Annotated in this window: 22 protein-coding genes; 4 read left to right on the top strand and 18 right to left on the bottom strand. The window is 48.8% G+C overall.

All coding sequences use genetic code 11. The features are described 5' to 3' along the window. Nucleotides 1-186 precede the first annotated feature (186 nt). Nucleotides 187-729 carry a transposase gene (locus JJD41_RS03805; protein ID WP_200664786.1) on the top strand — a complete coding sequence of 181 codons (543 nt, stop codon included), beginning with the start codon at nt 187-189 and terminating at the stop codon, nt 727-729. A gap of 109 nt (nt 730-838) precedes the next feature. On the opposite strand, the gene JJD41_RS03800 is transcribed toward JJD41_RS03805, so the two are convergent. Next, nucleotides 839-2,023 (bottom strand): MORN repeat-containing protein, encoded by a 1,185-nt coding sequence (locus JJD41_RS03800; protein WP_200664785.1) that lies wholly within the window; start codon nt 2,021-2,023, stop codon nt 839-841. Between the two features lie 117 nt (nt 2,024-2,140). Further along, complete coding sequence (locus JJD41_RS03795; protein WP_200664784.1) at nt 2,141-3,613, bottom strand: energy transducer TonB; 1,473 nt, start codon at nt 3,611-3,613, stop codon at nt 2,141-2,143. 429 nt (nt 3,614-4,042) lie between these two features. Between JJD41_RS03795 and JJD41_RS03790 the strand changes: the two genes are divergently transcribed. Together JJD41_RS03790 and JJD41_RS03785 are read left to right on the top strand one after the other, a co-directional pair. Then, entirely contained in the window at nt 4,043-4,690 is a 648-nt protein-coding gene (locus JJD41_RS03790) for a MotA/TolQ/ExbB proton channel family protein (RefSeq protein ID WP_200664783.1), read from the top strand. After that, nucleotides 4,674-5,078: an ExbD/TolR family protein gene (locus JJD41_RS03785; protein WP_200664782.1), complete on the top strand. Its 405-nt coding sequence runs from the start codon at nt 4,674-4,676 to the stop codon at nt 5,076-5,078. Before JJD41_RS03790 ends, JJD41_RS03785 begins: the two co-directional genes overlap by 17 nt. A gap of 38 nt (nt 5,079-5,116) precedes the next feature. Here the strand turns inward: JJD41_RS03785 and JJD41_RS03780 are convergent, their stop codons facing one another. The 14 genes from JJD41_RS03780 to JJD41_RS03715 form a co-directional block, all read right to left on the bottom strand. Next, nucleotides 5,117-7,177 (bottom strand): iron ABC transporter permease, encoded by a 2,061-nt coding sequence (locus JJD41_RS03780; RefSeq protein ID WP_200664781.1) that lies wholly within the window; start codon nt 7,175-7,177, stop codon nt 5,117-5,119. Between the two features lie 58 nt (nt 7,178-7,235). Beyond that, a complete protein-coding gene (locus JJD41_RS03775; RefSeq protein ID WP_200664780.1) occupies nt 7,236-8,168 on the bottom strand; it encodes an ABC transporter substrate-binding protein in 933 nt (310 codons plus the stop codon). Between the two features lie 37 nt (nt 8,169-8,205). Then, nucleotides 8,206-9,000 (bottom strand): ABC transporter ATP-binding protein, encoded by a 795-nt coding sequence (locus tag JJD41_RS03770; RefSeq protein ID WP_168568707.1) that lies wholly within the window; start codon nt 8,998-9,000, stop codon nt 8,206-8,208. 123 nt (nt 9,001-9,123) lie between these two features. Next, nucleotides 9,124-10,959, bottom strand: a complete 1,836-nt coding sequence (locus tag JJD41_RS03765) for an IucA/IucC family protein (RefSeq protein ID WP_200664779.1) — start codon at nt 10,957-10,959, stop codon at nt 9,124-9,126. 41 nt (nt 10,960-11,000) lie between these two features. Next, the gene (locus JJD41_RS03760; RefSeq protein ID WP_200664778.1) at nt 11,001-12,197 is read right to left on the bottom strand and encodes an MFS transporter; all 1,197 of its coding nucleotides are present in this window, start codon (nt 12,195-12,197) and stop codon (nt 11,001-11,003) included. Next, nucleotides 12,197-13,510 carry a lysine N(6)-hydroxylase/L-ornithine N(5)-oxygenase family protein gene (locus JJD41_RS03755; RefSeq protein ID WP_200664777.1) on the bottom strand — a complete coding sequence of 438 codons (1,314 nt, stop codon included), beginning with the start codon at nt 13,508-13,510 and terminating at the stop codon, nt 12,197-12,199. The genes JJD41_RS03760 and JJD41_RS03755 overlap by 1 nt, the downstream gene beginning before the upstream one ends. Beyond that, a complete protein-coding gene (locus JJD41_RS03750; RefSeq protein WP_200664776.1) occupies nt 13,507-14,112 on the bottom strand; it encodes a GNAT family N-acetyltransferase in 606 nt (201 codons plus the stop codon). The genes JJD41_RS03755 and JJD41_RS03750 overlap by 4 nt, the downstream gene beginning before the upstream one ends. Before the next feature lie 24 nt (nt 14,113-14,136). Further along, nucleotides 14,137-15,963: an IucA/IucC family protein gene (locus JJD41_RS03745; RefSeq protein WP_200664775.1), complete on the bottom strand. Its 1,827-nt coding sequence runs from the start codon at nt 15,961-15,963 to the stop codon at nt 14,137-14,139. 51 nt (nt 15,964-16,014) lie between these two features. Next, a complete protein-coding gene (locus JJD41_RS03740; RefSeq protein WP_200664774.1) occupies nt 16,015-17,544 on the bottom strand; it encodes a pyridoxal phosphate-dependent decarboxylase family protein in 1,530 nt (509 codons plus the stop codon). Continuing rightward, the gene (locus JJD41_RS03735; protein WP_200664773.1) at nt 17,544-18,926 is read right to left on the bottom strand and encodes an aspartate aminotransferase family protein; all 1,383 of its coding nucleotides are present in this window, start codon (nt 18,924-18,926) and stop codon (nt 17,544-17,546) included. The genes JJD41_RS03740 and JJD41_RS03735 overlap by 1 nt, the downstream gene beginning before the upstream one ends. Nucleotides 18,927-19,252: 326 nt before the next feature. Then, nucleotides 19,253-21,766, bottom strand: a complete 2,514-nt coding sequence (locus JJD41_RS25195) for a TonB-dependent receptor domain-containing protein (protein ID WP_200664772.1) — start codon at nt 21,764-21,766, stop codon at nt 19,253-19,255. A 521-nt stretch (nt 21,767-22,287) separates the two neighbouring features. Then, the gene (locus JJD41_RS03725) at nt 22,288-23,469 is read right to left on the bottom strand and encodes a serine/threonine protein kinase (protein ID WP_200664771.1); all 1,182 of its coding nucleotides are present in this window, start codon (nt 23,467-23,469) and stop codon (nt 22,288-22,290) included. Between the two features lie 164 nt (nt 23,470-23,633). Next, the gene (locus JJD41_RS03720; RefSeq protein WP_200664770.1) at nt 23,634-23,888 is read right to left on the bottom strand and encodes a hypothetical protein; all 255 of its coding nucleotides are present in this window, start codon (nt 23,886-23,888) and stop codon (nt 23,634-23,636) included. A 39-nt stretch (nt 23,889-23,927) separates the two neighbouring features. Further along, nucleotides 23,928-24,254 carry a hypothetical protein gene (locus JJD41_RS03715; RefSeq protein WP_200664769.1) on the bottom strand — a complete coding sequence of 109 codons (327 nt, stop codon included), beginning with the start codon at nt 24,252-24,254 and terminating at the stop codon, nt 23,928-23,930. A gap of 273 nt (nt 24,255-24,527) precedes the next feature. Here JJD41_RS03715 and JJD41_RS03710 point away from each other — a divergent pair, with 273 nt between their 5' ends. Beyond that, on the top strand, nt 24,528-25,160 hold the full coding sequence (locus JJD41_RS03710) for a hypothetical protein (RefSeq protein ID WP_200664768.1): 633 nt from the start codon (nt 24,528-24,530) through the stop codon (nt 25,158-25,160). A gap of 34 nt (nt 25,161-25,194) precedes the next feature. Here the strand turns inward: JJD41_RS03710 and JJD41_RS03705 are convergent, their stop codons facing one another. Then, nucleotides 25,195-25,344 (bottom strand): hypothetical protein, encoded by a 150-nt coding sequence (locus tag JJD41_RS03705; protein ID WP_168568697.1) that lies wholly within the window; start codon nt 25,342-25,344, stop codon nt 25,195-25,197. Nucleotides 25,345-25,416: 72 nt separating this feature from the next. Further along, complete coding sequence (locus JJD41_RS03700) at nt 25,417-25,638, bottom strand: hypothetical protein (RefSeq protein ID WP_200664767.1); 222 nt, start codon at nt 25,636-25,638, stop codon at nt 25,417-25,419. Nucleotides 25,639-25,648 lie beyond the last annotated feature (10 nt).

Raw genomic sequence — 25,648 nt, 5'->3', positions numbered from 1 at the left:
TTGGGGGACGGGATTGGGGACGGGTTTGGAGACCAAACCCCTACATGAGAATGGTAATGTAGGGGCTTGGTTTCCAAGCCCTCCCAAGGGAATGGTGATGCAGGGGAATGCTAATCTAGGGGAATAGTAATGTAGGAGCTTGGAGACCAAATCCCTACAATCCACCATACTGAAAAGGCGATCGCAATGGTTCCAAGAAAATATGACCCTCATATTCATCATCGGCGTTCAATTCGTCTGAAATCCTATGATTACAACCAGGCAGGTGCTTATTTCATCACCATTTGCGTGCAGAATCGTGAATGTCTCCTCGGTCAAATCGCTCATCAAACCCTACACCTGAGCGAATATGGCGAAATTGTCCGGCAGGTCTGGAATCACCTACCCTATCATTTTGATAACTTGGACATCGATGCTGCGGTCATCATGCCCAATCATTTTCACGGGATTCTCTTGCTCACTTCCTCTCTCTACATCGATACGATCGCTCAACCCTTTTACCAACAAAAAACTCTACTGGGAAAAACGATCGCTTACTTTAAATATCAAACCACCAAACTTATCAATCACACACGAGATTCAATCGGCGCTAGATTTTGGCAACGCAATTATTACGAGCATATCATTCGCGGCGAGCAATCTCTCACCCTTCTCAGAAAATATATTCTTGAAAATCCATTCCGTTGGGACGTTGATGTTTTGCATCCAAACAACCCATCAAAATGGTAAAAGCAAGTAGGCTGGGCAAAAGCGGAGTCGCTTCCAGAGGAGGATCTAGCTGAAGTGGAGCTAGACTCAAATTCAAGTTTTTACAGACTAAAACAAGGGCGGTGACGGGTTAATTTTTAAGTTCGCCGCGTTCCCAGGTTCCCTCGATGCGAGTGCCATCAGCGTAGATATAAACGCCGTCACCGTGCTTTTTACCTTTTTCAAAACCACCGATATAACGATCGCCATTCGCATAGGTGCATTCTGCTTTTCCTTGAAATTCCCCTCCACTGACTTCACCCTGACAGCGATCGCCGTTGGCAAAAATATAGGTTCCTTCTCCTTCTAAATTGCCGCGATCGAACTCGCCTTGATAGCGGTTGCCACTGGCAAAGGTATAAACCCCTTCCCCGTGAAATTTACCGTCTTGAAATTCCCCTTCGTAAACACTGCCATTGGCAAAAGTATAAACCCCTTCCCCTTGGGGTCGTCCTTCGACAAATTCACCCTCGTAACGGTTACCATTGGCAAATTCACGCACTCCGGTTCCGTGAAATTGGCCGTTTCTAAATTCACCTTCGTAATAGCCACCGTCTTTGAATTCGTAGCGACCGCGATCGTGGGGTTTGCCGTCTATAAATTCACCTTCGTAGCGATCGCCACTGGGAAACTCTCGGATCCCTTCTCCTTCCATTTTTCCGTCTATAAATTCGCCTTCGTACTGTCCGCCATCGGTAAAAATATAAACGCCTTCGCCATCGGGAACGCTATCGGTTAAATTACCTTCGTAACGGTTGCCATTGGCATAGTTACAAACCGCTTGCCCGGTAATTTGTCCGTCAATCAGTTCGCCTTCGCAACGGGTGCCACTGGCAAAGGTATAGACTCCTTCGCCGACGGGTTCTCCTTCTCTAAATTCGCCTTCATACTGTCCGCCATTGGCGGTGATGTACACCCCGCGTCCGTGAAATTTTCCATTTTCAAATTCGCCTTCGTAGCGGGTTCCTCCGTCAAATTCGCGAATGCCTTCGCCGTGGAATTGTCCCGATTGAAATTCGCCTTCGTAATAGCCCCCTTGGGCAAAGCTATATTTACCAGAACCGTGAGGTTTTCCGGCTTGAAATTCGCCTTCGTAGCGATCGCCGTTGGCATAGTTACAAGTTCCGGATCCTTCTAATTGTCCGTTTTGTAGTTCGCCTTCACATTGACCGCCATCGGGAAGGGTTATCGACCCGGCGATCGCGGGAAGTTTTGGGAAAAATAAGGTGGAAATTAGAAAGATCGGAATAGTGTGTTTTTGAATGGAATAAAGCATAGGATTGAAGGAATTAGTTTTAGGAAATTGGGAGGCAGTCAGGATGCACGCACCACAGGAGGGAAGATTGATTTTTTAATGATTATTTTCCTGATAAACTCTAGAATATTCTAGAATTTATCTCAATTCAAATGGAACGGAAACCATGCGTCCCTGTTGTCCATTTTCTGAAGAATCAAATTGCCAACTCCAGGCGCGATCGATCGCTGTATTATCGAGTACGGGATAACCACTGGAACTGATGAGTTGAACGTTGCTAACATTGCCGTTGGGATCGACATCAACACTTAGTAACACTTCTCCTTCCCAACCTTGTTCTCGGGCGATATCGGGATAACTCGGTTTGCCACAATTGATACAACCGACCGACCCAGAACCGGAACCGGAACTCGACGAATTGGGAAGATCGCCCATTGGGCCGGAATTGGCGATCGCGGGTTCGTCAAAGCCACTACTCGCCCCGGGATCCCAGTCGTTGCTGGGGGCGTCGTAGCTGTCGTAACTGCCGCTACTGTCGTCGTAGCTGGGCGTCTCGTTGAGAAAATTACTCGAATCTCCGGTGGAATCGGAGATAGGCGCGCTATAAGAGCTAGAAATCGGGGCATTACTGCCTATTTCACTTTCTGCATAAGGATTGCTCTCGTCTAAAGGCGCCATCGATCCGGTTTCGTCGCTACTGGAGGTCGAGTAATCGTTGTAGTTGGAGGCGATCGGGTCGTTGGGTTCGCTGGCGTCCCAGGTATCGGACGGAGACGGTTCGTTATACATTGGCGGTTGTACCGCAGGGGCTGAGGATTCGGAGGCGATTTCGGGTTCGTAAAATTCCGCTTCGGTCGATCCGGGGTCAAAATCGCTCTCTATGCCCGGATTTTCGTAATTTCTGGCAATTTCTGGCGGTTCTGTCGTTGTAAAATCTTCGATCGCGTCGGTCGGATCTTGGATCGCGGGAGAGGCGATCGGATCGTTCGGCGGTGACGACAGTTCCGGTTCGGAGATCGGCGGCGATGTCGGTTCGTCAAAGCTGGAGGAAGGCGGTTCGGAAATCTCACTTTCGGGCATTTCCGGTTCGGAAATGGCGGGTTCCTCACTCGGATCCGTAATCGCCGGGGATTGAGTGACCGGAGGGGCGATCTCGCGCGGTTCTTGCGGTTCGGAGATCGATCGTGCGATTTCTGGAGGGTCGGCGCGATCGAAGTTATCCAAATTATTCGGAGGATCGAATAAGGGTCGCGTCGGTTCGGTCGGCGATTCGGGGGTACTTTCCGGTTCCGAAAACGATTCCCTAGGCGAGTTCTCACTTATCACTTCAGTCGGCGATCGATCGGACTCTTCGATGGGCGGTTCCTCGATGGGCGGTTCCTCGACCTCGGGTTCCTCGACCTCGGGTTCCTCGACCTCGGGTTCTTCGACGACGATAAATTCGATCGCCTCTTCCGTTACCGTCCTCGGTTCTTGCGCCAACAATTGCAATCCCAACGGTAGGATCGCCACGTGGAGGGCGATCGAACCGAGCAAACTCCAACCGATAAACCGTTCGATTTGCTTTTCTTGTCGTTCTCGTTGCGACGAATAAACGCCATACACGCTCATCGTTTCAGCATCTCCCGCATCAATTCGGACGCCTTAATTTCCCGGATTGACCTCCGTGTTTGAGGGGGTCAAGACGATCGGTTTACTTCCCAGAGGTCGAACCGGACTGGAAAAGCAATAGCATCACACCCTAGAATCTTTATCATTATTGAGACTCTTTAGCAATAGATTTTAGACGCCGATCGCGCGATCGGTCTATTTCTCGGACTTGCAAAACGCCTAAAACCCTTAAAAAAACGATGTTTGAGCTAATTTAGGCGATCGAAAATTTCTCGACGATCGCAGACGGTTGAAAAAATCTCTGAAATTACTTGACAAGTAATTTCAATTGAGCGTAGGCTTTTTGAGAAAACTTTGCAATTTTACCAATGGAGAGTCACAAGCACTTAAGTGGCTGGCTCCCCTCTTTTTTCATTACGTGAGAACTATATGCTTGATATCATTGCTGCTGGTGGCTTAGTCGCTTGGCCCTTACTAATCGCTTCCGTGGTGGCGGTGGCGTTAGTCGCCGAACGATCCTATTTTTGGTTTCGTATCCGCAAACGAGGACGTAAAGTTGCAAAAGACGCATTACAAACGTACTTACAAGATCCCCAAGCTGCTTTTAGTAAATTGGGGATGAATACAGATTTACCGATCGCCCGAATTTTCTTAGAAGCCCTCGAACTTAACGATCCCAATCCCGAAGAATTTCGGCTTGCTTTGGAGAGCGCACTCCAAGCAGAAATTCCCGTTTTAAAACGGTTCAATACCGTTTTTGAAACGATTGTTAATGTAGCCCCTTTATTGGGCTTGCTCGGTACAATTTTGGGCTTAATAAATGCGTTTTCATCGTTACAATTAGGTGATGTCGGTGGAACGGATACCGTAGGTGTTACCGGGGGGATCGGTGAAGCCCTTGTTTCTACCGTAATGGGGTTGGTTGTTGCAATTTTTACCCTGTTATTTACCAATATGTTTCGCAGTTTTTACCTGCGCGAGTTGGCCTTAATTCAAGAAGCGGGAGGGCAGCTCGAATTATTCTACCGCCATCGCTACGAACGAGAACAGGAGAAAACTTATGCGAGTACCCGATGAACCCGAAAATTCGCCACAAATTAACATCGTACCGATGATTGATATCATCTTTAGTATTTTGGCGTATTTTATTATCTCATCTCTGTTTTTATCCAAATCTGAAGGTTTACCTGTCAATTTACCCAAGGCTTCTACCGCTCAAGTACAAGCAGAAACGCGCAAAATGACGATTACTCTCGATGCGGAAGGAGTGATTAGTTTAGATAAGGAAGAAATCGAGTTAGACTCACTCGAAGAAAACCTTCGCGATCGCATCGAAACAGAGGGAGAAAGTTTGGTCATTTTAAATGCAGATGAAGCTTTAGATCACGGGCGAGTTGTTGCAGTGATGGATAAGGTTCGCCGCATTGACGGTGCGAAGCTGGCGATCGCCGCTAAAAAACAATAAGGGCAAGGGTCTTGTTTAATGTTCGATCGTCATTTAGCCTACCGCGATCGCCACAACAACCACAGAAAATAAGGGGTTCCGATCGCCGCCGTGACCAGTCCCGAAGGGATTTCGGCGGGGGCGACCACGATCCGACCGAGGATGTCGGCGACGGCGACGAGTAAGGCGCCGAACAAGGCGGCGAGGGGGACGAGTTGCCGATGACGCGAACCGACCAGCAATCGCGCAATGTGAGGGGCGACCAAGCCGACAAAACTGATAGTTCCGACGGTAGAAACGGCGGCGGCGGCGAGGGCGACGGAGATCGCGATCGCCAGGGCGCGGGCTTTTTGCAACTGGATCCCCAGCAAGCGCGGCAAGTCTTCGCCTAATGCCATCAGATCGAGCCAAGGCGCGAAAACCCATGCAAGGGGCAGTAAAATAAGTGGCCAGGGACTCAGGCGGGCGATATCTTCCCAATTCCGCGCGTAAGTGCTGCCCGCGAGCCAAACTAAAGCCCGGGCGACGCGCAACTGGGCGACGACGACGAGCAAGTTAATTCCGGCGGTGCAGAACGCTGAAACCGCGATTCCGACGAGGGCGAGGCGGGTGGGTGAAAGGTTGCTGCGCCAAGCGATCGCGCCGACGAGTGCAAACACGGCAAAGGCCCCTGCAAAAGCGGCGATCGCCACGGCTTCGACGGAGGCGCCCGGAAAGAGAACTAAGACGAAGCAGACCCCCAATCCCGCCCCAGAGGTAATCCCGACGATTTCCGGCCCGGCGATCGGATTTCTCACTACACTTTGTAAGAGCAAGCCACTCACGGCTAGGGAGGATCCGGCGAGGAGGGAGACCACCAGGCGCGGCAACCGCAACTCGAAAACGACCCAAGTGTAGAGTTCGCTAGCATTTCCAGCGAGGAGGGCGAGGAATTTACTCGGCGAAGAAGATAAAGTCCCCAAGCTCAAACTGGCGATCGCGGCGACGAAAATTAGGCCGATGGCGACGAGGGTCAGAGCGGAATAAGGATATTTTCTCCCTTCGTGAGAAGAAGAGCGCGCCGGACCGGACCCGCGATCGAGTCGCTCGTTTTTACCCACCAACCAAATTAAAAACGGCGCCCCGACCAAGGGAATCGTCGTTCCCACGGGAATTTCGCCGAATCCCGCACTGAATTGCAACGCGCAAATATCGGCGCCGACCAAGACGATCGCCCCCCAAATAGCGGCAGCCGGGAGTAAAGTCCAGTGAGAGCGGCATCCCATTAATCGAACTAAGTGTGGGGCGACGATCCCGATAAAGCCGATCGGGCCGACCACACTGACGGAAAGAGCCGCTAAAAACACGGCGATCGCCGTACAAATCAAGCGAGTTTTTTGTAAATTTTGGCCGAGTGATCGCGCCACGTCGTCGCCGAGTAACAAAATATCCCAATTTTTTGATAAAACGAGAGCAAAAAGTGCAGGAATAGCGATTCTAGGGGCTGCATAAGCCGCATTACTCCAGTCCGTTTGTCGCAACGAACCCGCCCCCCACAGGAAGATCCCAGATAATTGATTTTCGTAAAAAACTTGCAAGATTGCCGTCAGCGAAGCGAGGGCGAGGGAAACGGCTACGCCGGACAAAGTGAGACGCAAGGGAGATAAGCGCACTCCCGCAGCGATCGCATAAACCAAGGTGGCGGCTAAAATCCCGCCTGCTAAGGCAACGCCGACAGGCGATCGCTCGAACCACTGAGGAACGAAGATTAAGGCGGCGGTGACACTGAAGTATGCCCCCGCATTGATGCCGAGGGTGGCGGCGGAAGACAGGGGATTGCGGGTGACCGTTTGGAACAGAACCCCCGCCATGCCCCAGGCGGCCCCGGTCATCACCGCGATCGCCGATCGTGGTAACCGCAGCGATCGCACAATTTGGGCGTTGGGACTGCCGTCGGGGGCGAAAACAGCCCCTAGGGTCGTCAACGGATCGATTTCGATCTCTCCCTGGGCGAGATGGGCGATCGCGAGTAACATCAGTAAAAGTAAGCCCCCCGCGATCGCGATAGTTGCCGATAGAAGGGGGGCAATCGATCCTTTTTTTAAATCGGCGATCGAGAGTGTTTTAGACAGATAATTCACGGTGAATCGAGGCAACTAAATCAAGTTTGAGCAAGGCGATCGATTTGAATTGGTTAGATCATTTTACTAAATTTTTGATGACATTTTTACCTAATAATTCTGCCGATAGTGGACCGCCAAACAGCCACGTTTGACCGTCCAGGGGATAAACGAGATCGTCTTTGACAAATTTTAAGTTTTTCCATACAGAATTATCAGTTAGCAGTTCGAGATAGGGATTACTTTCGTTAGAGATGTAAAAGAAATGAGCGGTTTCTATTTGAGGTAAAGACTCCACCCATACCGAATTAAAACCAAATGAATTAGAATTCCCTTCCCATAAATTATTTAAGCCAATTTCTTGTAAAATTTGTACCGCCATCGAACTCTCGTTAAATAATCGCAACTCCGGACCGATGGGGGGCAGTTGTCCTAGGACAAATTTAGCGTCATCCAATCCGATTCCCTTTAACTGTTGGGAGATGCGATCGAAGTTTGAATGCATTTGCTTGAGAATTGCTTTACCCCGTTCTGCTTGACCTACCGTTTCGGCAATTTTTAAAAACGTTGCTTGCATTTCGTCAAATTGCCGGATTCCTTGGGGTGGCGGTGGTGGATAAGGATTGAAGAGTAAAGTTGGGGCAATTTTTGATAAAGTTTCTTTGATATATTCGTGACGAAATTGGACGCCGATAATTAGATCGGGTTCGAGTTCGGCGATCGCTTCTAAATTCGGTTCCTGTCGCGTTCCAACATCGACAACATCCTCGGCGAGTTGCGGTTCGATTTGTACGAATTGCTGATAACCTGTAATATCGGCAACGCCGACAGGTTGAATCCCTAAAGTGAGTAAATCTTCAACATAAACCCATTCTAGGGCGACAATTCGCTTCGGATATTCGCCATTAACTTTTAAATTTAATTGCGGGCGATCGCTCGTACAAGAAAAAATAAATACTCCTAATAAAAAACAGACTAAAAGTTTTAAAAATTTACTTGTTTTTTTTAACATTGTTTTATGTTTGATTTTTATGAATTTTTAATCCTCATCAATAATTTATTGGAAAACAAGTTGGCAATCCATTAACTGGATGAGGAATAACCGTCATTTTGACTCCAAAAACTTCTAAAATTTTTTCTGGGGTCATCACTTGTGCGGGGGTTCCCATTGACATGATTTCACCGGAACGAAACATAATCATGCGATCGCTATAAGCTGCGGCTTGATTGAGTTCGTGCAGTACCCAAACCACTGTAATTTGTTGTTCTCGATTGAGACTTTTAACTAAAGAGAGAATATCTAACTGATGGCGAATATCGAGAAATGTTGTTGGTTCGTCTAATAATAAAATCCCCGTTTTTTGGGCTAACGCTAAAGCAATCCACGCCCGTTGTCTTTCCCCACCCGATAAAGTATCGACTGCACGATCGCGCAAGGATTGCAATCGAGTCATTTCTAACGCCCATTCCATCGCAATTTTGTCTTGTCTCGATAAAGTACCTAACAGCGATCGATGGGGATAACGCCCGTAACCGATTAACTCCCAAACGGTTATTCCTGCGGGAATATCCGGGGATTGCGGTAACATTGCCAATTCGCGGGCGATCGCCTGGGTTGGCATTTTTGCAATATTTTTACCGTTCAAATAAATTAGACCGCGTTCGGGCTTTAATAGGCGGGCAATGGTTCTTAAAACGGTACTTTTTCCCGATCCATTAGGGCCGATCAACGCAGTGATTTTACCCATTTCGATGTCAATGGATAAATCAGAAACGATCGCGAGATCGTCATAACTAATTTTTAGATTTATGGCCCGAATTGCCCAATCAGTTGCTGCTATCATTATTTTTCTCTATTTGCGTTCATTTTGATAATTTTCAGCGAATTTGCCCAGACATAATTCGCTATAATTCGCTTAAGAATTTACCACAAATGAACGCAAATTTAATGGTTTTCTGCGTAAAAACTACACCGGTAAGTTGAGGCGATCGGAGATCGCTTCGTGTAAAGCATTATTTACTTTACCGAATGCGGCAGCATGGGGGCGATCGCCATCGTCGGCATAACCGTAAGTAATCAGCCGATTGCGATTGAGGCAAAGTTTCGTAAATTTGGGTGCCAATAAATTGAATAATTCAAAGCGATCTTGCAATTCGGGAAACTGACGTTGATAGTTTAGAATTACTTGGCGAACTTGCTGCCAAAAATCGCGTTCGTCATACTGATGAAACTCTTCTAAGATATCCGACAAATAGCGATGGTGACAGATAAACAACCCTGCAAAAATAAACTGGCACAATCCCTCGGGAGGTTCGCTGAGTAAGATTCCTTTCAAGTCTGCGGGTATCGACTCTAACTCCGGTAAGGGATGGCGACTGACATTGACATCATCGACAAAATCTTTCATTGCCAATCGATGAGGAATATAATCTTTAAGAACGAGAATGGTATTTTCACCGTGGGGAGAAAACACGACGCCGTAGCGATAGAGATAATGTAAAAGCGGGGGCAATACGGTATTAAACAAGCGGTCTAACCAAACTTGCGGTGACAATCCCGATTTTTCAATCAGTTGTGACACAAAAGGTTTGCCATTTCCATCGATATGAACTAAAGCAGCTAAAGTAATCAATTTTTCGTCAGTTTCGCAGTAAGATAAAACACTTTCCCGCCACAGACAACCCAGCATTTCTTTATATTGATAAGGCGCCCCATGCAGGGCAGTAAAATAGGGATGTTCGTAGTTAATACTAGCTACTTCTCCCGGCAAAATTAAGCGACATTTTTGAGAAAGAAATGAGTCATTTTTCCAAATCGATGTAATCCATTCAGTAACTTTAGGGGCGATCGCAGTCCGTTCCCCCGGCAGTCCTCGATAAACCAACGTATTGAGAATACTCAGAGGTAATTTAACGTGACGTTTGTGGGGATTACTAATATTAACAAATGTCCGAATAGACTGCTGGGGTAAATAAAGATCGCTGCTTTTGCCGAGATAGACGATCTTTCCTTTAGCAATTTCTTCGGCAAAAATTGGGATGATTTTATTGTCCCACTGCCAGTCATGAACGGGCATCAATAAATAATTATCGGGATTGCGATTTTGCGCGGTTAAAATTGCTTTAAATTGGGCGAGATCGCTTGCTGATAATTCTTCTGCGATCGCTTGTTCGTAGTCGAGATCGGCGATCGCATTAAATTGGGCGGTTTTTTTAGAAACGGCCAGCCATGGGAGATGAACGGGTTGCTGATTTTCTGGGGCATGGGCCAAATAGTCGGCATATCCAAAACCGATTCGCCCTTTATTGAAGGTAATCCAAGGATGTCCCTCCATTTTTCCTTCAAGATGGGCGTAATCTAAAGCGAGTAAATCTGTTTGTTGTTCGCTTTGTTGTTCGCTTTTTTGCCGATCGATATGGGCATCGGCGAGTAAGGTTTGACTGAGTTCTTTAATTAAATGTCCTGCTGTTTCCACTGTCATTCCAACGGCTGTATGACAGTCGAGAACGAATTGAAATGGACTCGATCCTTGTTGCCAAATTTGACCGTCCCACCGTTGAATTGAATCCGGTTTCACGCGATAACTATCAAATAACCGTTGTTTGGCTTCAAATTGATAAGCAATGCCTTCGGGAAGACTGAGTTTATAAAGGGCTTGCCGATCGCCTGTTTGTTGCAGGCATTCCGGTTTAACAATCTCTTCATACATAAACTCGGATAGCATTTTTGCCAGCAACTTTTGGCTAACGTTTTGCCAGCGTTGCGACTGTAAAGTAGCATTGAGAGTGTCTAAATTTTTCATGACAGAAACTCCAGGAAATCATTCAATAATTGTGAACGAGGCTATAGTTCGACTTCAGACGGTTGAAAAATGGGTGCCCGAAAAATCGTTTTTTGGGCAAAAAGAAAGTTGACTGCACAAATGAAAGCAGCAACAAATAAAGGCATTGCTAACGTATAGCGTTCGACTAGCCAAGACGCGAGTAAGGGGGCGCTTAAATGGCCTAAATTGGCAAAAGACATGGCGAGGGAATAGTTAAAATGAAGGCGATCGCCCCGACTGCGATCGAATAACCGCAGTTCTAAAGCAGACTGACTGGTTGCCAAACAAAAACCGTAAATAAGGCGGGCAATAATGAGAATTCCGAGGGATATAGTCCATCCTTGGAGGAATAAAGTAACGGACAATAAAACCAGTCCGACAAGATAAATAGAATGAAGGCGATCGCGATGAAAAGATTTGCGAATGTAAGGCAACGCGGCGATCGCCATTGCACTCGGAATCATGAACAAATAACTACTTTCATTTAAGGTTATGCCCAAAGTTTCCGATTGGGTCACGTAAGCCGTAAAGAAAGGACGAATTAAGTTATTTGCCAGTTGAAAGGTTAGGATAATTAAGCCGATTGCCACTATAAATCCCCAGCGATCGCCGAAGCTTGAATGTTGCTCGGATGGTGGTGTAATTTCTCGGCGAGTTTGCGTATCTCTTAGAAAGATAAAACACAACAAAAACTGAAATAAATCGGCGATCGCGATCGCGTAAAATAGGGACAATGGGGCTTCTAAATTGACCATCCAAGCCCCGGCGATCGTCGCGGCAATAATGCCGCCGTGAAATACCGCTTGATAGGTTCCCGTGACGGTGGAATGCTGTTGAGAATCAGTCAGTTGAATAATTAATGGATAAACCATCAAATAGCAACTTTTAAATAACAACAAGCCAATCGTATAAGCGAGAAACCAATTTGCACTCGTACTCGTCGCCATTAAAGCTGTAAAAAAGGCCGTTCCAATTTGAGCGCAATAGAGCAAGTATTTGACTTCAATCCAACGGGAGAAAACTCCCCACAAAGGGGCGCATACAACTACAGTTAGGCGACAGATAAAAATGTAATATCCCGTATAGGAAAGATCTTCAATGCCAAAAACCTTGCTGAAAAATTGGGGATAGAAGGGCGATAGTAAAACCTCGGTAAAAATTGAAATAAAGACACAAGAAAATAGAGCGATCGGAATCCACTTTGGATTGACTTTCATCAGGCAACCCCGAATTGCTGGAACACATTACGGCGTTCGACTGGATAAAGTGTTTCACCGAGGAGGGTATTGATAATGACCGAGTTCCGATGCGCCCCCAAGCCCAAATCGGGCGCCCCTATTCCGTGGGTATGAAGTTCGCCATTTTGGACAAAAATATGATTGCTAATCTCGCGGTTTAAAGCCAGACGATAGTCAAATTTGACCTCGTATCTACCGCGACTATCCCACTGGATTAAATCGCGAATACCGTCGATGCATTGAGGAATAGCATGACGATATCCCGTGGCGAGAATGACGCAATTGGTTTCGTGAGTAAAGCGAGTTTCTTGCTGACCGTGACGGTATCCGAGGAGGAAACGATCGCCTTTTTCTGTTGTCACGCGTTCGACTTCTTTAACTTCTACTAAGGGAAGTAAGCGAACGTTGAGAGGTTGACCGCCGATCGATCGTTCGTAAAGTAAATCGTAAATATCGGCGATCGTTTCAAAGCTAATGCCTTTGTAAAGCAATCCTTGTTCGGACAACAGACGATCGCGTTTTTGGGGTGGCAAGTGATAGAAATAGTCGATATAGTCTGGTGAAAAATGCTCTAATCCTAGCTTAGAATATTCCATTGGGAAAAAGCCCGCCGATCGCGTATGCCATTCCAAACGATAGGAATAATGCGACTGTTCTTGTAACAGTTCGTAAAAGACTTCAGCCGCACTTTGTCCGGAACCAATGACCGTAATTGAATCAGATTGTAAAGCGCGATCGCGCCGATTTAAAAATTCGGCAGAGTGGAAAATATGGTCGAAATCAATGTTTTGGAAACAGGGGGGGAGTTGAGGAATACTACCGACACCCAAAACTAAATGACGGGCAAAATAAGTTGTTATTGTTCCTGTTTCTAACTCTCGGGATTCGACTTTGTAATACGTTTCAAAATCGATCTTCTCCCAAGTCACTGACTCGACTCGTTGCCCAAATTGACAACTGTTTAACTGTTGCGAAACCCACTGACAGTAATGATTGTATTCTCGGCGAGGAATATGGAACTTCTCGAAAAAGTAGAAGTGATAGAGACGAGATTGGGCGTGCAAATAGTTCAAAAAGCTGTAAGGACTGCACGGATCGGCCATCGTTACCAAGTCCGCTAAAAAGGGGACTTGAATCGTACTATTTTCAATGAGTAAGCCGGAATGCCATTGAAATTCTGGTTTTTGTTCTAGAAATAAACAGTCGAGATCGGTTCGGTCTAATAAAGCGGCCAGACCTAAGTTAAATGGGCCGAGACCGACGCCAATTAAATCGTAAATTTTTCCGTTCATCGTTCCCATTTTTCTCTGAAAGATTGGCGATCGCAAAACATCAAAGCAGCCCGTTTATCCGGAAGTTCGATTTCTCGCTGAAAGACAAAGCCGCAGCGTTTGAAAATATGAATCATTTTGTCGTTGCGGATGTCCGGTTCGGTGACAACTTTTTGCGTTTGTAGTTTTGGCGTTGCTGAAAATTCAAACTGTAGGTCAGTCATTGCCCGCAATAATGGCAAAGCATAGCCTTTTCCTAAAAACTTTGGTTCGCCAATTAATAAGTGAATTCCGCGATCGCCCGCGTCCGGTTCGTAACATTGGGCGATAACATCATCCTGTGCCCAATATGCCTCCCAATAACTCATAGGAACCCCATCCAGATAGCCGATGTATAGGGTTTGATGGCGATCGCTTAAGGCTTTTTCCAAATGCGATCGCATTCGATCGCGATCGAAATTCAACTGCCAAAAAGGAATCACGTGAGGTTCGTTCATCCATCGGTGAATGCGGTCTAAATCTTTCTCTAACTCGACCGGACGAAAGGCGATCGTTTTTTCGAGCGAGCGATCAAATTTTTCGTAAGTAAACTGCGGCTTTGCTTCAGTTTGTGAAAACTTCATGAGAGGTCTAATGGAGTAAAAGTTCTAGTTTTCAGGGTGTAAGGGATTGTCCAACCACACGTAAACGGACTGACTCGCTAACGACCCGACTAATTCATCCATATCGTGAAAACGAGTCATTAAATTCGCCTTACAACGCAATTTTGGTTGACTTAAATTCTCTAAAATTTTGGAGTTGCCGGGATTGAATTGCTTCACCCGTTCTAAGGCCGATCGCAGTTCGTCTAATAGCAGAGTTTCGTCAATTAAACCCGCAACACCAAAGGCATTAATCAATCCAAATAAGTTGTTTTGGAAAAAGTAATATCCCAAACGTTCGTCAGAGATTTGGTCATCGCAAACGGTCTGGCTATTTTCGCCAATTCCGGGAAGAAAACGATTCAAATGCTCGAAGTAAGATTGACGGAAATAATACCCCTGATTGTCGCGATAGTAAAAGCGATCGGGATAACCATTTTTGAGTTGCAAAACACTATTTTGCTGGTGGGCTTCCACGGCGACACCGTGAGTGAAATACAACCACAAAATCGGGTCTAAGGAAATGTCTAAATAGCGGCGAAACCATTCTAAACTGATATCGCGGCTAGATCGTCCTTCCCGTTTTGCTAATGCGCGAATGATGTGGGCGAGTCGGGAACCGTCGCTGTAAATCGAATCCTGACATAAAGAAATAATGCAAGTCGCGTCTGTTTCTGGGTTTGTTTGAAAGGGGTTTTCTCGCAAAATGGTCGCGAACGCGGGTAAGGGTTCCCCGTCTACTTGAACGGCGAGATAAGCCGGATCGCGAATAATTGCAAATTGGGGAAATTTTTCGCTTAATTCTCGACCAATTTCACTATCTAAAAGTCGATAAACTTCGACGCTACGTTCCAATTCTTTATAAAGGTTTGTTCGCAAGGAATTAGTAATTTTCACATTCAAAGATAGTTTGAACATGAAAGCTTTTTGGGGATGATAGACCGTCCGAATTGACGAACTTGGTAAATAGGGCGATCCTTGCCGTCCTAAATCTTCTAATAAACACCGATCGCGCAACTGTTGACCGATCGGTTGGCGCAGAAGAAAATGAGCTTGCCACGGATGTAAAGGTAACAAAGAATAGCCATCATTTTGACAGTATTTTTGTTTGAACTCTTCAGAAATACTTTCATCTTCCAGCAATCCTTGTTTAATCGCTTGAGTCGCCGTTCGATCTAGGGCCGATCCTTCGAGAACGATCGCGGGATTGAGGCGAAAATAGTGGAGGGAAAACGATCCTTTCAGTTCTGGAGAATAAATCGGTAAATCTTCTTCAGCAAATCCCTGACGACTTTTCGGGGTTGGGTGTAAATGATGTCCGAAAATTAACGCTTGTTCGGTGGTGGCAAAATTGCTAGAAAATTCGCTTAACAGTTCGGCATCTTGGCGTCTTTCGCGAATAAAATATTCGATATTGCGGCAACTTTGAACGACGCGCAGTAAGAGTTCGTCTTGACTGGCGTGATGGTTGTGAACGATCGCCAATTCTTTAGAAAGTAAGGCGACTAAGGTAACGTAATCGAGTTCGATATATTCGGGATTGACCGTATTTCTATAGTAGAACGGAAAATGAAACAGATGACGACCTGTTGGAGACGAGTAACGCAGTCCGGCAATAATTTCTATTCCTTGGTGAGGTAAGGGACAGCGAATTAATCGATCCCAATTCTTGTTGAATTTTTGAAAATTGGGAATATCTTCCGGAGTGGAAAGCGCCCCAGTTCCGGTTTCGCGCAAGTAGCAGTTAAAAAAACTTTGAATGGTGGCGCGTTCGGCGATTTGTTTGTCCGTTAAATGAAGATCGACAGGTTGAGAAATCGGTTTGAGGTTCATGGCTTCGATCGCAATAGTTGGACGGAGTAAGTTCGAGGCAGAAATAATCAGTTATCGGGAAAACCTGGCCATTTCTCGATCGCAGGCTTGGCCGATCTCTCGAATTGTATCGAGTAAATCGACGAGATCTTCGATCGCAATCTGAGGATTGAGTAACGTAAATTTGAGATAAGTTTTATCCTCAATTTGCGTTTTGGCAATCACCGCAATGCCGCGATCCATTAAAGTTTGGCGAATGCGATTGTTAATATCGTCGGCACGATCGCCTCGTTCGGGTAAATAACGAAAAACGACGGTGTTTAGGCTTGGAAAATGAGCGAGTTCTAAATCCTCTTGATGGTCGATCGCCGCCGCCGTTTGGCGCGCGATTTCGAGGGTGGTATCGATCATTTGACCGAAAGTCACTCGACCGATCGCCTCCAAAGAAATCCACAGTTTCAAGGCATCAAAACGCCGCGTGGTCTGCACGGATTTCGTCACTAAATCGGGAATGCCTTCCTCTTCATTCGTTTCCGGATTGAGATAGGCGGCGTGCAGTTTCATTAAGTCGAAACTATCGCGATCGCGCAACAAAAAAGCACCGCAACTAATCGGCTGATAAAATAACTTGTGAAAATCGACGGCAATCGAATCGGCGAGATTGATTCCAGCTAAATTTTGACGGTAGCGATCGCTCAAAATGAGCGCCCCACCAAAAGCCGCATCGACGTGCAACCAAATCTTGTATTTTCGAGCAATTTCGGCAATTTCAATTAACGGATCGATACTGCCGAAATCGGTGGTTCCGGCGGTCGCCACGATCGCGATCGGTAGCAGGTCGCGATCGCCCAACTCGGAGATCGCCCGTTCCAAGGCGTCCACAGACATCGATCGATCGCGATCGCACGGAACCGTCACCACCGATCGCTCGCCCAATCCCAACTGGGCGCACCCCTGACGGACGGTGAAATGGGCGTTTTTGGAACACAACACCCGGAATTGCGCGGCTTCGGGGGGCAAACCGCGATCGCGAACGCACCAATTATACCGATCGCGGGCGTAGCGATCGCGGGCCAGCAACAACCCCATATAATTCGATTGAGTCCCGCCACTGGTAAACACGCCGTCGGCGGTGGTGGAGTAGCCGAATTCGCGGCACAACCATTGAATTAAGCGTACTTCGGCGATCGTCGCCGCCGGGGACTGATCCCAGGAATCCATCGATTGATTGGTCGCCGCCACGATCGCCTCGGCGGCGAGGGCGGGAATCACCGGAGGGCAGTGCAGATGGGCGATACAGCGCGGGTGGGAGACCACCACACTATGACGGACGATCGCCTCGCCCAGGAGATCGAGGACGCGATCGATCGGTTGCGGGCGGTCGGGACACGGATCGATCGCCGCCAACCGATCGGCAATCTGTGCTGGAGTAGCACCGCTATAGGGTTGCGACAGTCGCGCGAAATAGCGTTCTAAAACGTCGAGACTGGCGGCGATCGCCTGGCGGTAAGCCGTTTGACTGGCTTCGGAATTTCCGAGAAAGTAGCGATCGAAGGGGTGCGATCGATCGGCGATCGCGCGATCGCGGTGCAGTTCTAACATCAACCGACCTCCGCCAAACAATCCGCCTGTTGAGATCGACGGGCCGATCGCACTGCCGCATCGAAAATCTCGCTAATTTGGTCAATTTGCTCGGCAGTAACGATTAATGGCGGTAAAAAGCGCACGACTGCCCCGTGACGCCCGCCTAATTCTACAATCAAGCCGCGACGGAAGCATTCGCCTTGAATTTCACGGGCTAAGGTCGGATCTGCCGGGTACGATCCGATCGCGTTCGCTTCCGCCTCCGGGTTGACGATTTCGACGCCGACCATCAAACCGCGCCCGCGAATGTCGCCGATCCAGGGACACTCTGCCTGAGTATGCCGCAAGTGACCTGCGAGGCGATCGCCCGACGCCCGGGCGCGATCGACGAGATTATGCGTTTGGATATAACGCAACGTTGCCAACCCTGCCGCCATCGCCAATTGGTTACCCCGGAAGGTTCCAGCGTGAGCGCCCGGGGACCAGCGATCGAGCTTTTTGTGATATAAAACCACGGATAAAGGCAAGCTGCCGCCGATCGCCTTCGACAGTAAAACCACATCGGGAATAATCCCGGCGTGCTCGAATGCATACAGCCGTCCGGTTCGTCCCCATCCGGTCTGAATTTCATCGACGATCAAGGGAATGTCGCGATCGCGCGTCATCCGCCGAATTTCGCGCAGCCAGCGATCGGGTGAAGGAATGACGCCCCCTTCCCCTTGCACGACTTCCACAATTACCCCGGCGGGTTGGGTGATACCGCTTTCCGGGTCGTCGAGAACCTGCTCGATGTAATGACAGCCGATCCGCGTGCCGAGTTCGCCGCCGATCCCAAACGGGCAGCGATAGGAATAGGGATAGGGCATAAAATGCACGTCCGGCATCAAATTAGCCACCGCGTGTTTTGCCCCCAAGTTACCCGTCAGACTCAAGGCGCCGTGACTCATGCCGTGGTAACCGCCGTGAAACGACAGCATACTGCGGCGTCCCGTCGCGGTTTTCACTAACTTAACCGCCGCTTCGACCGCATCCGCCCCCGTCGGTCCGCAAAACTGAATTTTGGCATTTTGCGCAAAAGCTGACGGCAAACTGGCGAACAATTCCTCGACGAAACGATCTTTAACCGGAGTGGTCAAATCGAGGGTGTGCAACGGTAAATTTTGCTGCAACAGGTCTTGCATCGCCGCGATCGCGATCGGGTGATTGTGACCGAGGGCGAGGGTTCCCGCCCCCGCCAAACAGTCGAAATACTGGTTTCCGTCCACGTCGGTGACGAAAATTCCCTTGGCTTCGCGAATGGCGATCGGAATCCGACGCGGATAGCTGCGGGCGTTGGACTCTCGCCGCGCCTGTCGGTTTAAGTAACCTTGTTGAGAATCTTTTACAAGAAAAGGCGTCATGCTGACCTCGGAGAGTGAATGGGTAATGTTGCGATTGTTGAAATGAAATGCTGCGTCCCGCGATCGCGGGGGGTTGGGAGCGCTCGTTAATTGCTATTTATTCTCAATTGTTTAAGAGTCTAGACTGTATTGAGAATAATTGCAATAGGATCGGAAGATTTTTTTAAATAAAAATAAAATAAATTTTCGCCAAAAATTGGAATGCAAAAACCCGGCTAAAATCGGCGATCGCCCGTAGATTTGAGCCGTTATTGTTCCAGCAAATAATAACTTTTATTTGTGTAGGGTGGGCATTGCCCACCTTACTACGGGATCTACTACGAAATCTACCAACTTAACGAATACCCCAAGCGAAGGGTGCGACCCCGTGCGGCAGCATAGGCAGTATCTTGCCCTTGCAATTGAGAAACGACCGGAAAATATTGAGTGTCTAATAAATTTTCGACGCCCAAAACGAACCGTCCCGGTCCGACTTGTAAACTGCTAATTAAATCGAGGGTAATGTAACTATCGACTTCCCCCAAACCAAACCCTTGTCCTTCCGGATCGCGACTGCCCGAATAAAGCGCTTGTAAGCGATTATTCCATCCCGGTAAAGTTTCATTTTCCACATAAGCAGTGACTTTAATCGGCGAAATCCGAAAACCGTTTAACGGGTCGTCATAATCCCCGTTATCTTCTAAATCTACCGCACCATCAGTCCAAGTAAACGTCCCTCCAAACGCCCATTTTTCGCTCGGAGTGACATCGAGGGCAAACTCGACCCCATACACTCTTTCCGGGGCGCGAACCACTTGGAAATCTTGGGTAAATGTCGAACCGAGATCGGAGGTATTGTAAAACCCAGAAAGAGAGGCGCGCACCTTTTCATAGTTGGCACGAATCCCAATTTCATAGTTATCTACGGTTTGCGCTTCCGGGTCGAGTTCTTCAACCGAAAATCCCGCAGAGGCGCCGCGTAAAACTCGTCCGACATCGGCGATCGAAAACCCTTGAGAAAAGTTAGCAAATACGCTGATTTCATCGGTGGGATAGACGACGCCACCGACATTAAATAAGGTCGCATTATAGTCGAGTTCGCCTCCTTCGATCGCATCTCCGGCGATCGTCGTGTAGTCATCGACATCGATATTAATGCGTTCGTGACGGACGCCACCGCGCAAGACGACTTTCTCGCCTAAATTAACTTTCAGTTGGGCGAATAACCCGAGATTATCTTGTCGCTGTAGGGGCGACCAGGTGCGATTGCCAATCCGGCGATAAACTAAACCATCGCTATTTTCAAAAACCTCCGGATCGAAAATATCTACAGGTTGGTTGGTACTTTCGCGGACATAATCGACCCCCCACAATAAATTCCCATTTTCTTCGCCAAATAAAGGGGTATTTAACTGCAGCCGTCCGCCGTATTTTTCCGACTCGACCTGAGACTGAAAAATCGTGTTGCCCAAACTTGGAAATTCCCGAGCGTCGAAGGGGAAAAAACGGGTAAAGTAATCTCGATAATAGGTTTGAGCGTGCAGGCGAGACCCGAAGAGATTGTCGTTGGTGTAATCGAGAGAAACGAGGAGGTTATCAGTTTGTTGGGAGTTGTCTAGTTCTAAACCGGAAAGAGCGCGGGCTTTTTGGCGTCCGGGGAGTTCGTTAACGATCGCCTCGGTGGTGTAATTCGTATCTTGCTCGTCGTGGAAATAGTTAAATAACAGTTGAAGGCGTTGGTCTTCGGTGAAGTTATATCCGAGTTTGCTCGACACGTTTAAGGTGGTGGTATCGGCAAGTCCACCTTGGGCGTTGGGGTCGGGGGGAATGCGATCGCCGTCGCCGTCAAACAGTCCGTTTACTCCGGTATAAGAGGCATTTAAAGCAATATCAATCTTGCCCAACCTTCCAGAAACAGATTGTTGAATTGTCGGGGAGAGACTGTCGCCAAAATCGCTGGGAAAAGCGTTTAAATCGAGCCAACTTTGAGCGGTAATCCCTTCGCCGCGCCCCTGTTTGGTAATGATATTAATAATTCCTCCCGTGGCGCCGTCGCCGTAAATGGCGGTCGGACCGCGCAAGACTTCGACTCGTTCGATCGCGCCGGGATCGATCGTACGTAAATCCCGCGCCACGTTGCGGTTGGTCGATTGCGGGATTCCGTCGATCAGGACGCTGATGTTGCGACCGCGCAAGGTTTGTCCGAAGTTACTGGCGCTTTGGGTCGGTGGGGACAGTCCCGGGACTTCTTGACTGAGGATCGTTCCGAGATCCCGGGTGACGCGCATTTGTTCTTCGATTTGCTCTTGTTCGATGACGCTGGTGGAACGGGGAACGTCGGTGAGGCGTTCGAGGTTGCGCGTGGCGGTGACCAAAATCTCGATAATATCGTCGGGACGCGCGTCTCCCTCGGCGCTGGGATCGGTGGAAAGGTTGGGTAGAGTGGGTGTTTCGACTTCGGCGGTGGTGACTTGAAAGATTAAGGCGCCACCCGCTTCGTTCCACTCGATCGCGGGTTGTCCGCTTTGACTGGTGACGATTAAGCGCACGTTATTTTCGTCGAGGGGACTGACCGCAATTTCGGCGATCGCCTCGTTCGGATTGTCGGCGCTAAAGCGATCGCCGTCCGCCAAACGCAAGCGCGTATTGAGAATATCTACGATTAAGGTGTTGCCGGAGGCCGAGGAAAAAATTTGGGGGGTCTCTTCTCCGTCAAACTCTAAAATTAGTTGCAATCCGTCGGCGCTCGTTTCCACGCGCACGTCAGTGATGGCGCTGGTGTCGGCGCGCACGGGGGCAACGGCTACAAGTGCTGCCGTTCCTGCAATCCAGAGACTTTGCCACAGTCGATTTCTACTCACGGTCGGTTCGGATGTTCCTATTTTTTTACAGGGGGATCCCGGCCCAACTGCGAATTCCAGTTCGGCGCGATCGCGTCTTGAGAATTTTTCTCAATTCAAATCCAGCCTACCCCCGAGACCCATAAATGATCTGGTTCGGGAGGAGGCGAAAGAGTTTGGGGTGTCAACCAGAGGTCATCATACACTTATTGCAAGTTATATTCAATTAGTTTTGAAAATATTTTTGGAGGGCGATCGCCCGCGACGGTCGCGGGCGATCGGACGAAATCCCTGTTAAATCGTGAATTACAGCAGTTTTTGCCGTCGGGGGTCCTTTGGCTGTGAAAATGCAGACTTTAGCAAATTTAATACACTTAATTACATTTTTACCTTATTTATTAAGCATTTATATGAATACTTATTTAATTTTTTGTAAAATATATGCAAATAAAACCGATCTTCTTTATTGAAGATAATTCTAAATAAATTATTCAACAACCCTACTTATTGAGAATATTTAAAAATAAACCCCGCGATCGCCCTTAGAGTTCCTCTAACAGCCACCACAGAATCATCCACATGACTACATACCAGGGAATTGCGAAAAAGATTCCGGCGATCGTCCATCCTCGTTGGTGGCTTTTGAACTGTTCGATACTGCGCCAGCGACGGCTTTTCCAGGCCCACTCATTCCCCTTGTAGCCGAGTAGGACATTGACGATCGAACCAAACGGAAAAGGCATCCAGGAGAGCAGCCCGAACCAAACTCGATTGGTCAAGGGCCACCAATTCGCCATCAGGAAAGCCCCCCAATTCCAGCCGAGAATTTCCTCGGGAACGGGAACGTTCGGATCGAAGAGACCGCCTTGTCCGGAGGTATTGGCGATCGCCGATTGGGGAACCGTCGCGATCGCGCGCGGGGGAGCGTCGAGGGCTTCTTTGGCTTCCCGGGCGCTCGCAAACCGCCTTTCGACCGAGGGTTCGGTCATTTTTTCCAACCACCAGATCAGTCCCTCGCTGGCGCTGATGCGATCGCGAAACTGAAAGCGCAAGTCCGCTTGGGGTAAATCCGCCGGGGCGATTCCCGAGAGTAAGTGAATTAACGTGGCGCCCAAAGCGTAGAGATCGGACGCGGGAACCGTCCGACCGCCGAATTGTTCCATCGGCGCGTAGCCGTAGGTTCCGACGACGGTAAAGGTGGATCCTTCGATCGCCACTTTATCTTGAACCGCGCCGAAATCGACGAGATAGACCTGCCAAGAATCATCGACGAGCAAGTTACTCGGTTTGAGATCCCGATGGAGTACCGGAGGATTGAGGTGGTGCAAATAAATGAGAAGATCCAACAGCTCCCGAGCAATGCGGCGCACGTCGCGTTCGCCGAACCGTTTCCCGTTCTCCTGCCATTGTTTTAACGAATTGGCGGGAATATACTCTTGCACCAGTGCGAACCACAACGAGCGATCGTCGATATGGAAATAGTCCCGATATCGAGGAATGCGAGGGTGCTGGAGTTGTTGCAAAATACGGGCTTCTCGCTCGAATAGTTTGAGATGTTCCCATTGCACCTCGCCGCCAAAGGGGAGCAGTTTGAGGACGACGAGATCGTCGCTATTGGGGGGAGCTTGCAGGTCCTTCGCGAGCCACGTTTGGCGAACTTGGTTCTCGCTCAAACGGTGTTGCAGTTGGTAGCGTTCGTGCAGTAGGCGATCGGGTTCGAGCATGATAGTCCCCTCAAGCGAACGGGATTGATTTTAGATTTTAGATTTTAGATCTAAGATTTTAGATTGGGGATTGAAGGGGGGGATCTATGCGGGCAAAATGCCCGCACCACAAGCGTTTGAGCTGGTTCGATTCCCCACTCCCGATTCCCTCCCCTAGCGGTAACCTAGGGTTTTTCTAGGGAATTACCAAACCGTTTGAACAACCACGAACTCAAGCCACTAATCAGGGCGCCTGCCATCAGAATCCCGATCGCGGGGGTAAATAGAGGATCCCAAAGGCTGTACCACAGATCGAGGCCCAAGTTAATCCCTGTAGAGCGACCGACGACGGCGATCGCAAACCAGAAAAACGAGAACAGGACTAAGAAAACGTCGGCGACTAAAAAAAGATTGAGCCAATTTAAAAGTTTTTCTTTCATCGGCGGTTGGGGGAATACTTGTAAATCGGGCGAATTCGGTTAGCTGAGGTTCCGACTCCAATAGAGGCGGGGGAAACGGCGGTAGGCGATCGCGCCGAAATTGAGCGTCAGACAGACCGTAGCGAGGAAAAAGAGGATGTAAGTTGGAGCCATGACCACACCTTCGACAAGCCAGCAGATCACGTGAGCGGCGATCGCCACGGCGTAGCAACTCGCCACCGTCGCCATCAGGCGCACGCGATCGCGGGAATAGCCGCCAAAGGTGAAAACCAAGGTTTGCAAGGTCGCCAGCAAGTTCGCCGGGACGAGAAACGCGCAAATAGCAATGCAGTGGGTTCGTGAAAATTCCGAGATGACATCAAACATGAGAAGATTGCAATGCGATTGTTCTAGCAATTGTCGCACATTCTTTGTCGTTACCCGAGACGCGATTTATGGAGAATCCTGACGTACAAAATTTAGTCGCCGCCGGATTGGCGGGGGTCATTTTCCTCGGCGCAATGTTGATGATGTTCACCAATTTTTGGACGAACAAGGGCAAAAGGTAGGGCGATCGCCCCGGGCGTGCCTGGAAAGTTCCCATCTGTCGGGCGATCGCTATATGATGGGAAAAATTGGTTTTAGCGTGGGTCTGACTTCATGCCATACGTCGATCTTCTCGGTGAATTGAGCGCCAAATTGAGCGCCAGTCTCGTACTGGCGATCGCCCTGATGCCCTTCGGCGGATCGATCGCCCGTGCTGACGATCGCGATCCGGTGTTCTTGCTCGATACTCAATGTGTGGAAACCGGACTCGGACGCTGGCAGGAAGAGACGGAAAATATTACCGTCGGACGCAAAGTTTATCGATCGTATATGTTCGGCGGACCGGGCAGCCGGGAAGCGAGTTTAACCTGTCGGATTACCCCCGAAGATGACGAGGAGATTGCGGCGGGATTTCGCCTGTTGCAACTGCAATTCGGGATGCGCGATCGCGATCCGGGACGACCTGCAACGATTGTCAACCTCTATCTAGACGGCGAGCGTTCTGCCTCGCGTCGGCTCTTTCCCGGGGAACTGGCAGAACTCGTACTCGATGTCACCGATGTTGAAAACGTGGCGATCGAGACCGTCTGTTCCACCCCGAATCAATACTGCGATCGCGTCTACTTTTTCCAAAGTGAGATCGTTCCCACCACCAGTTTGCCGGAAGGATTGCGGGAGTCCGCCATTGACATCGAAGTTAACGGACCGGAAAATCAGGAGCCGTCCGACACCCTCCCGCAACTTTAGATCCCGCTTTCGTCGCGGGGCGATCGCCACGGCTTCATCGAGAACGCTTGTCCCGATCCCGGCGTCGGCGATCGCGCCATTCCACCGCCGTCAGATAGACAATTCCCAACGTCACTGCCAGCATCAATCCTAACGCGGCGATTCCCAATCCTAAATAGAGGGATGACGGTACCGATGTTTCCACAATTCCTCCTAAACCGAAAAACCCCAAGGGGCAAATTATACCAATTTTCCACGCCTTGCAAGTCCTGACGACCTACTCCTCCTCAGTTTCCCCTTGCAATCCTTGCAATAACTCGACGAGTGCTTCCTCAGAACAGGCTTCGATCGATCCTTCAAACGCATCGAGCAATCGGGCCGCCGTTTCCCCCAAGGTCGGACTCATCCCCCACACATCTTGTACCCAATCTCGGGGTCGTTCTTCATCGAAAATCAGGTGCCGTAACTGTCGTTTGGCTTCGCTTTTAGAGATGGACATAGTTCGCGAT

Source organism: Oxynema mangrovii CENA135 (genome assembly GCF_016632315.1).
Taxonomy (GTDB): domain Bacteria; phylum Cyanobacteriota; class Cyanobacteriia; order Cyanobacteriales; family Laspinemataceae; genus Oxynema; species Oxynema aestuarii.
This window is presented reverse-complemented; position numbering and strand designations above follow the sequence as displayed.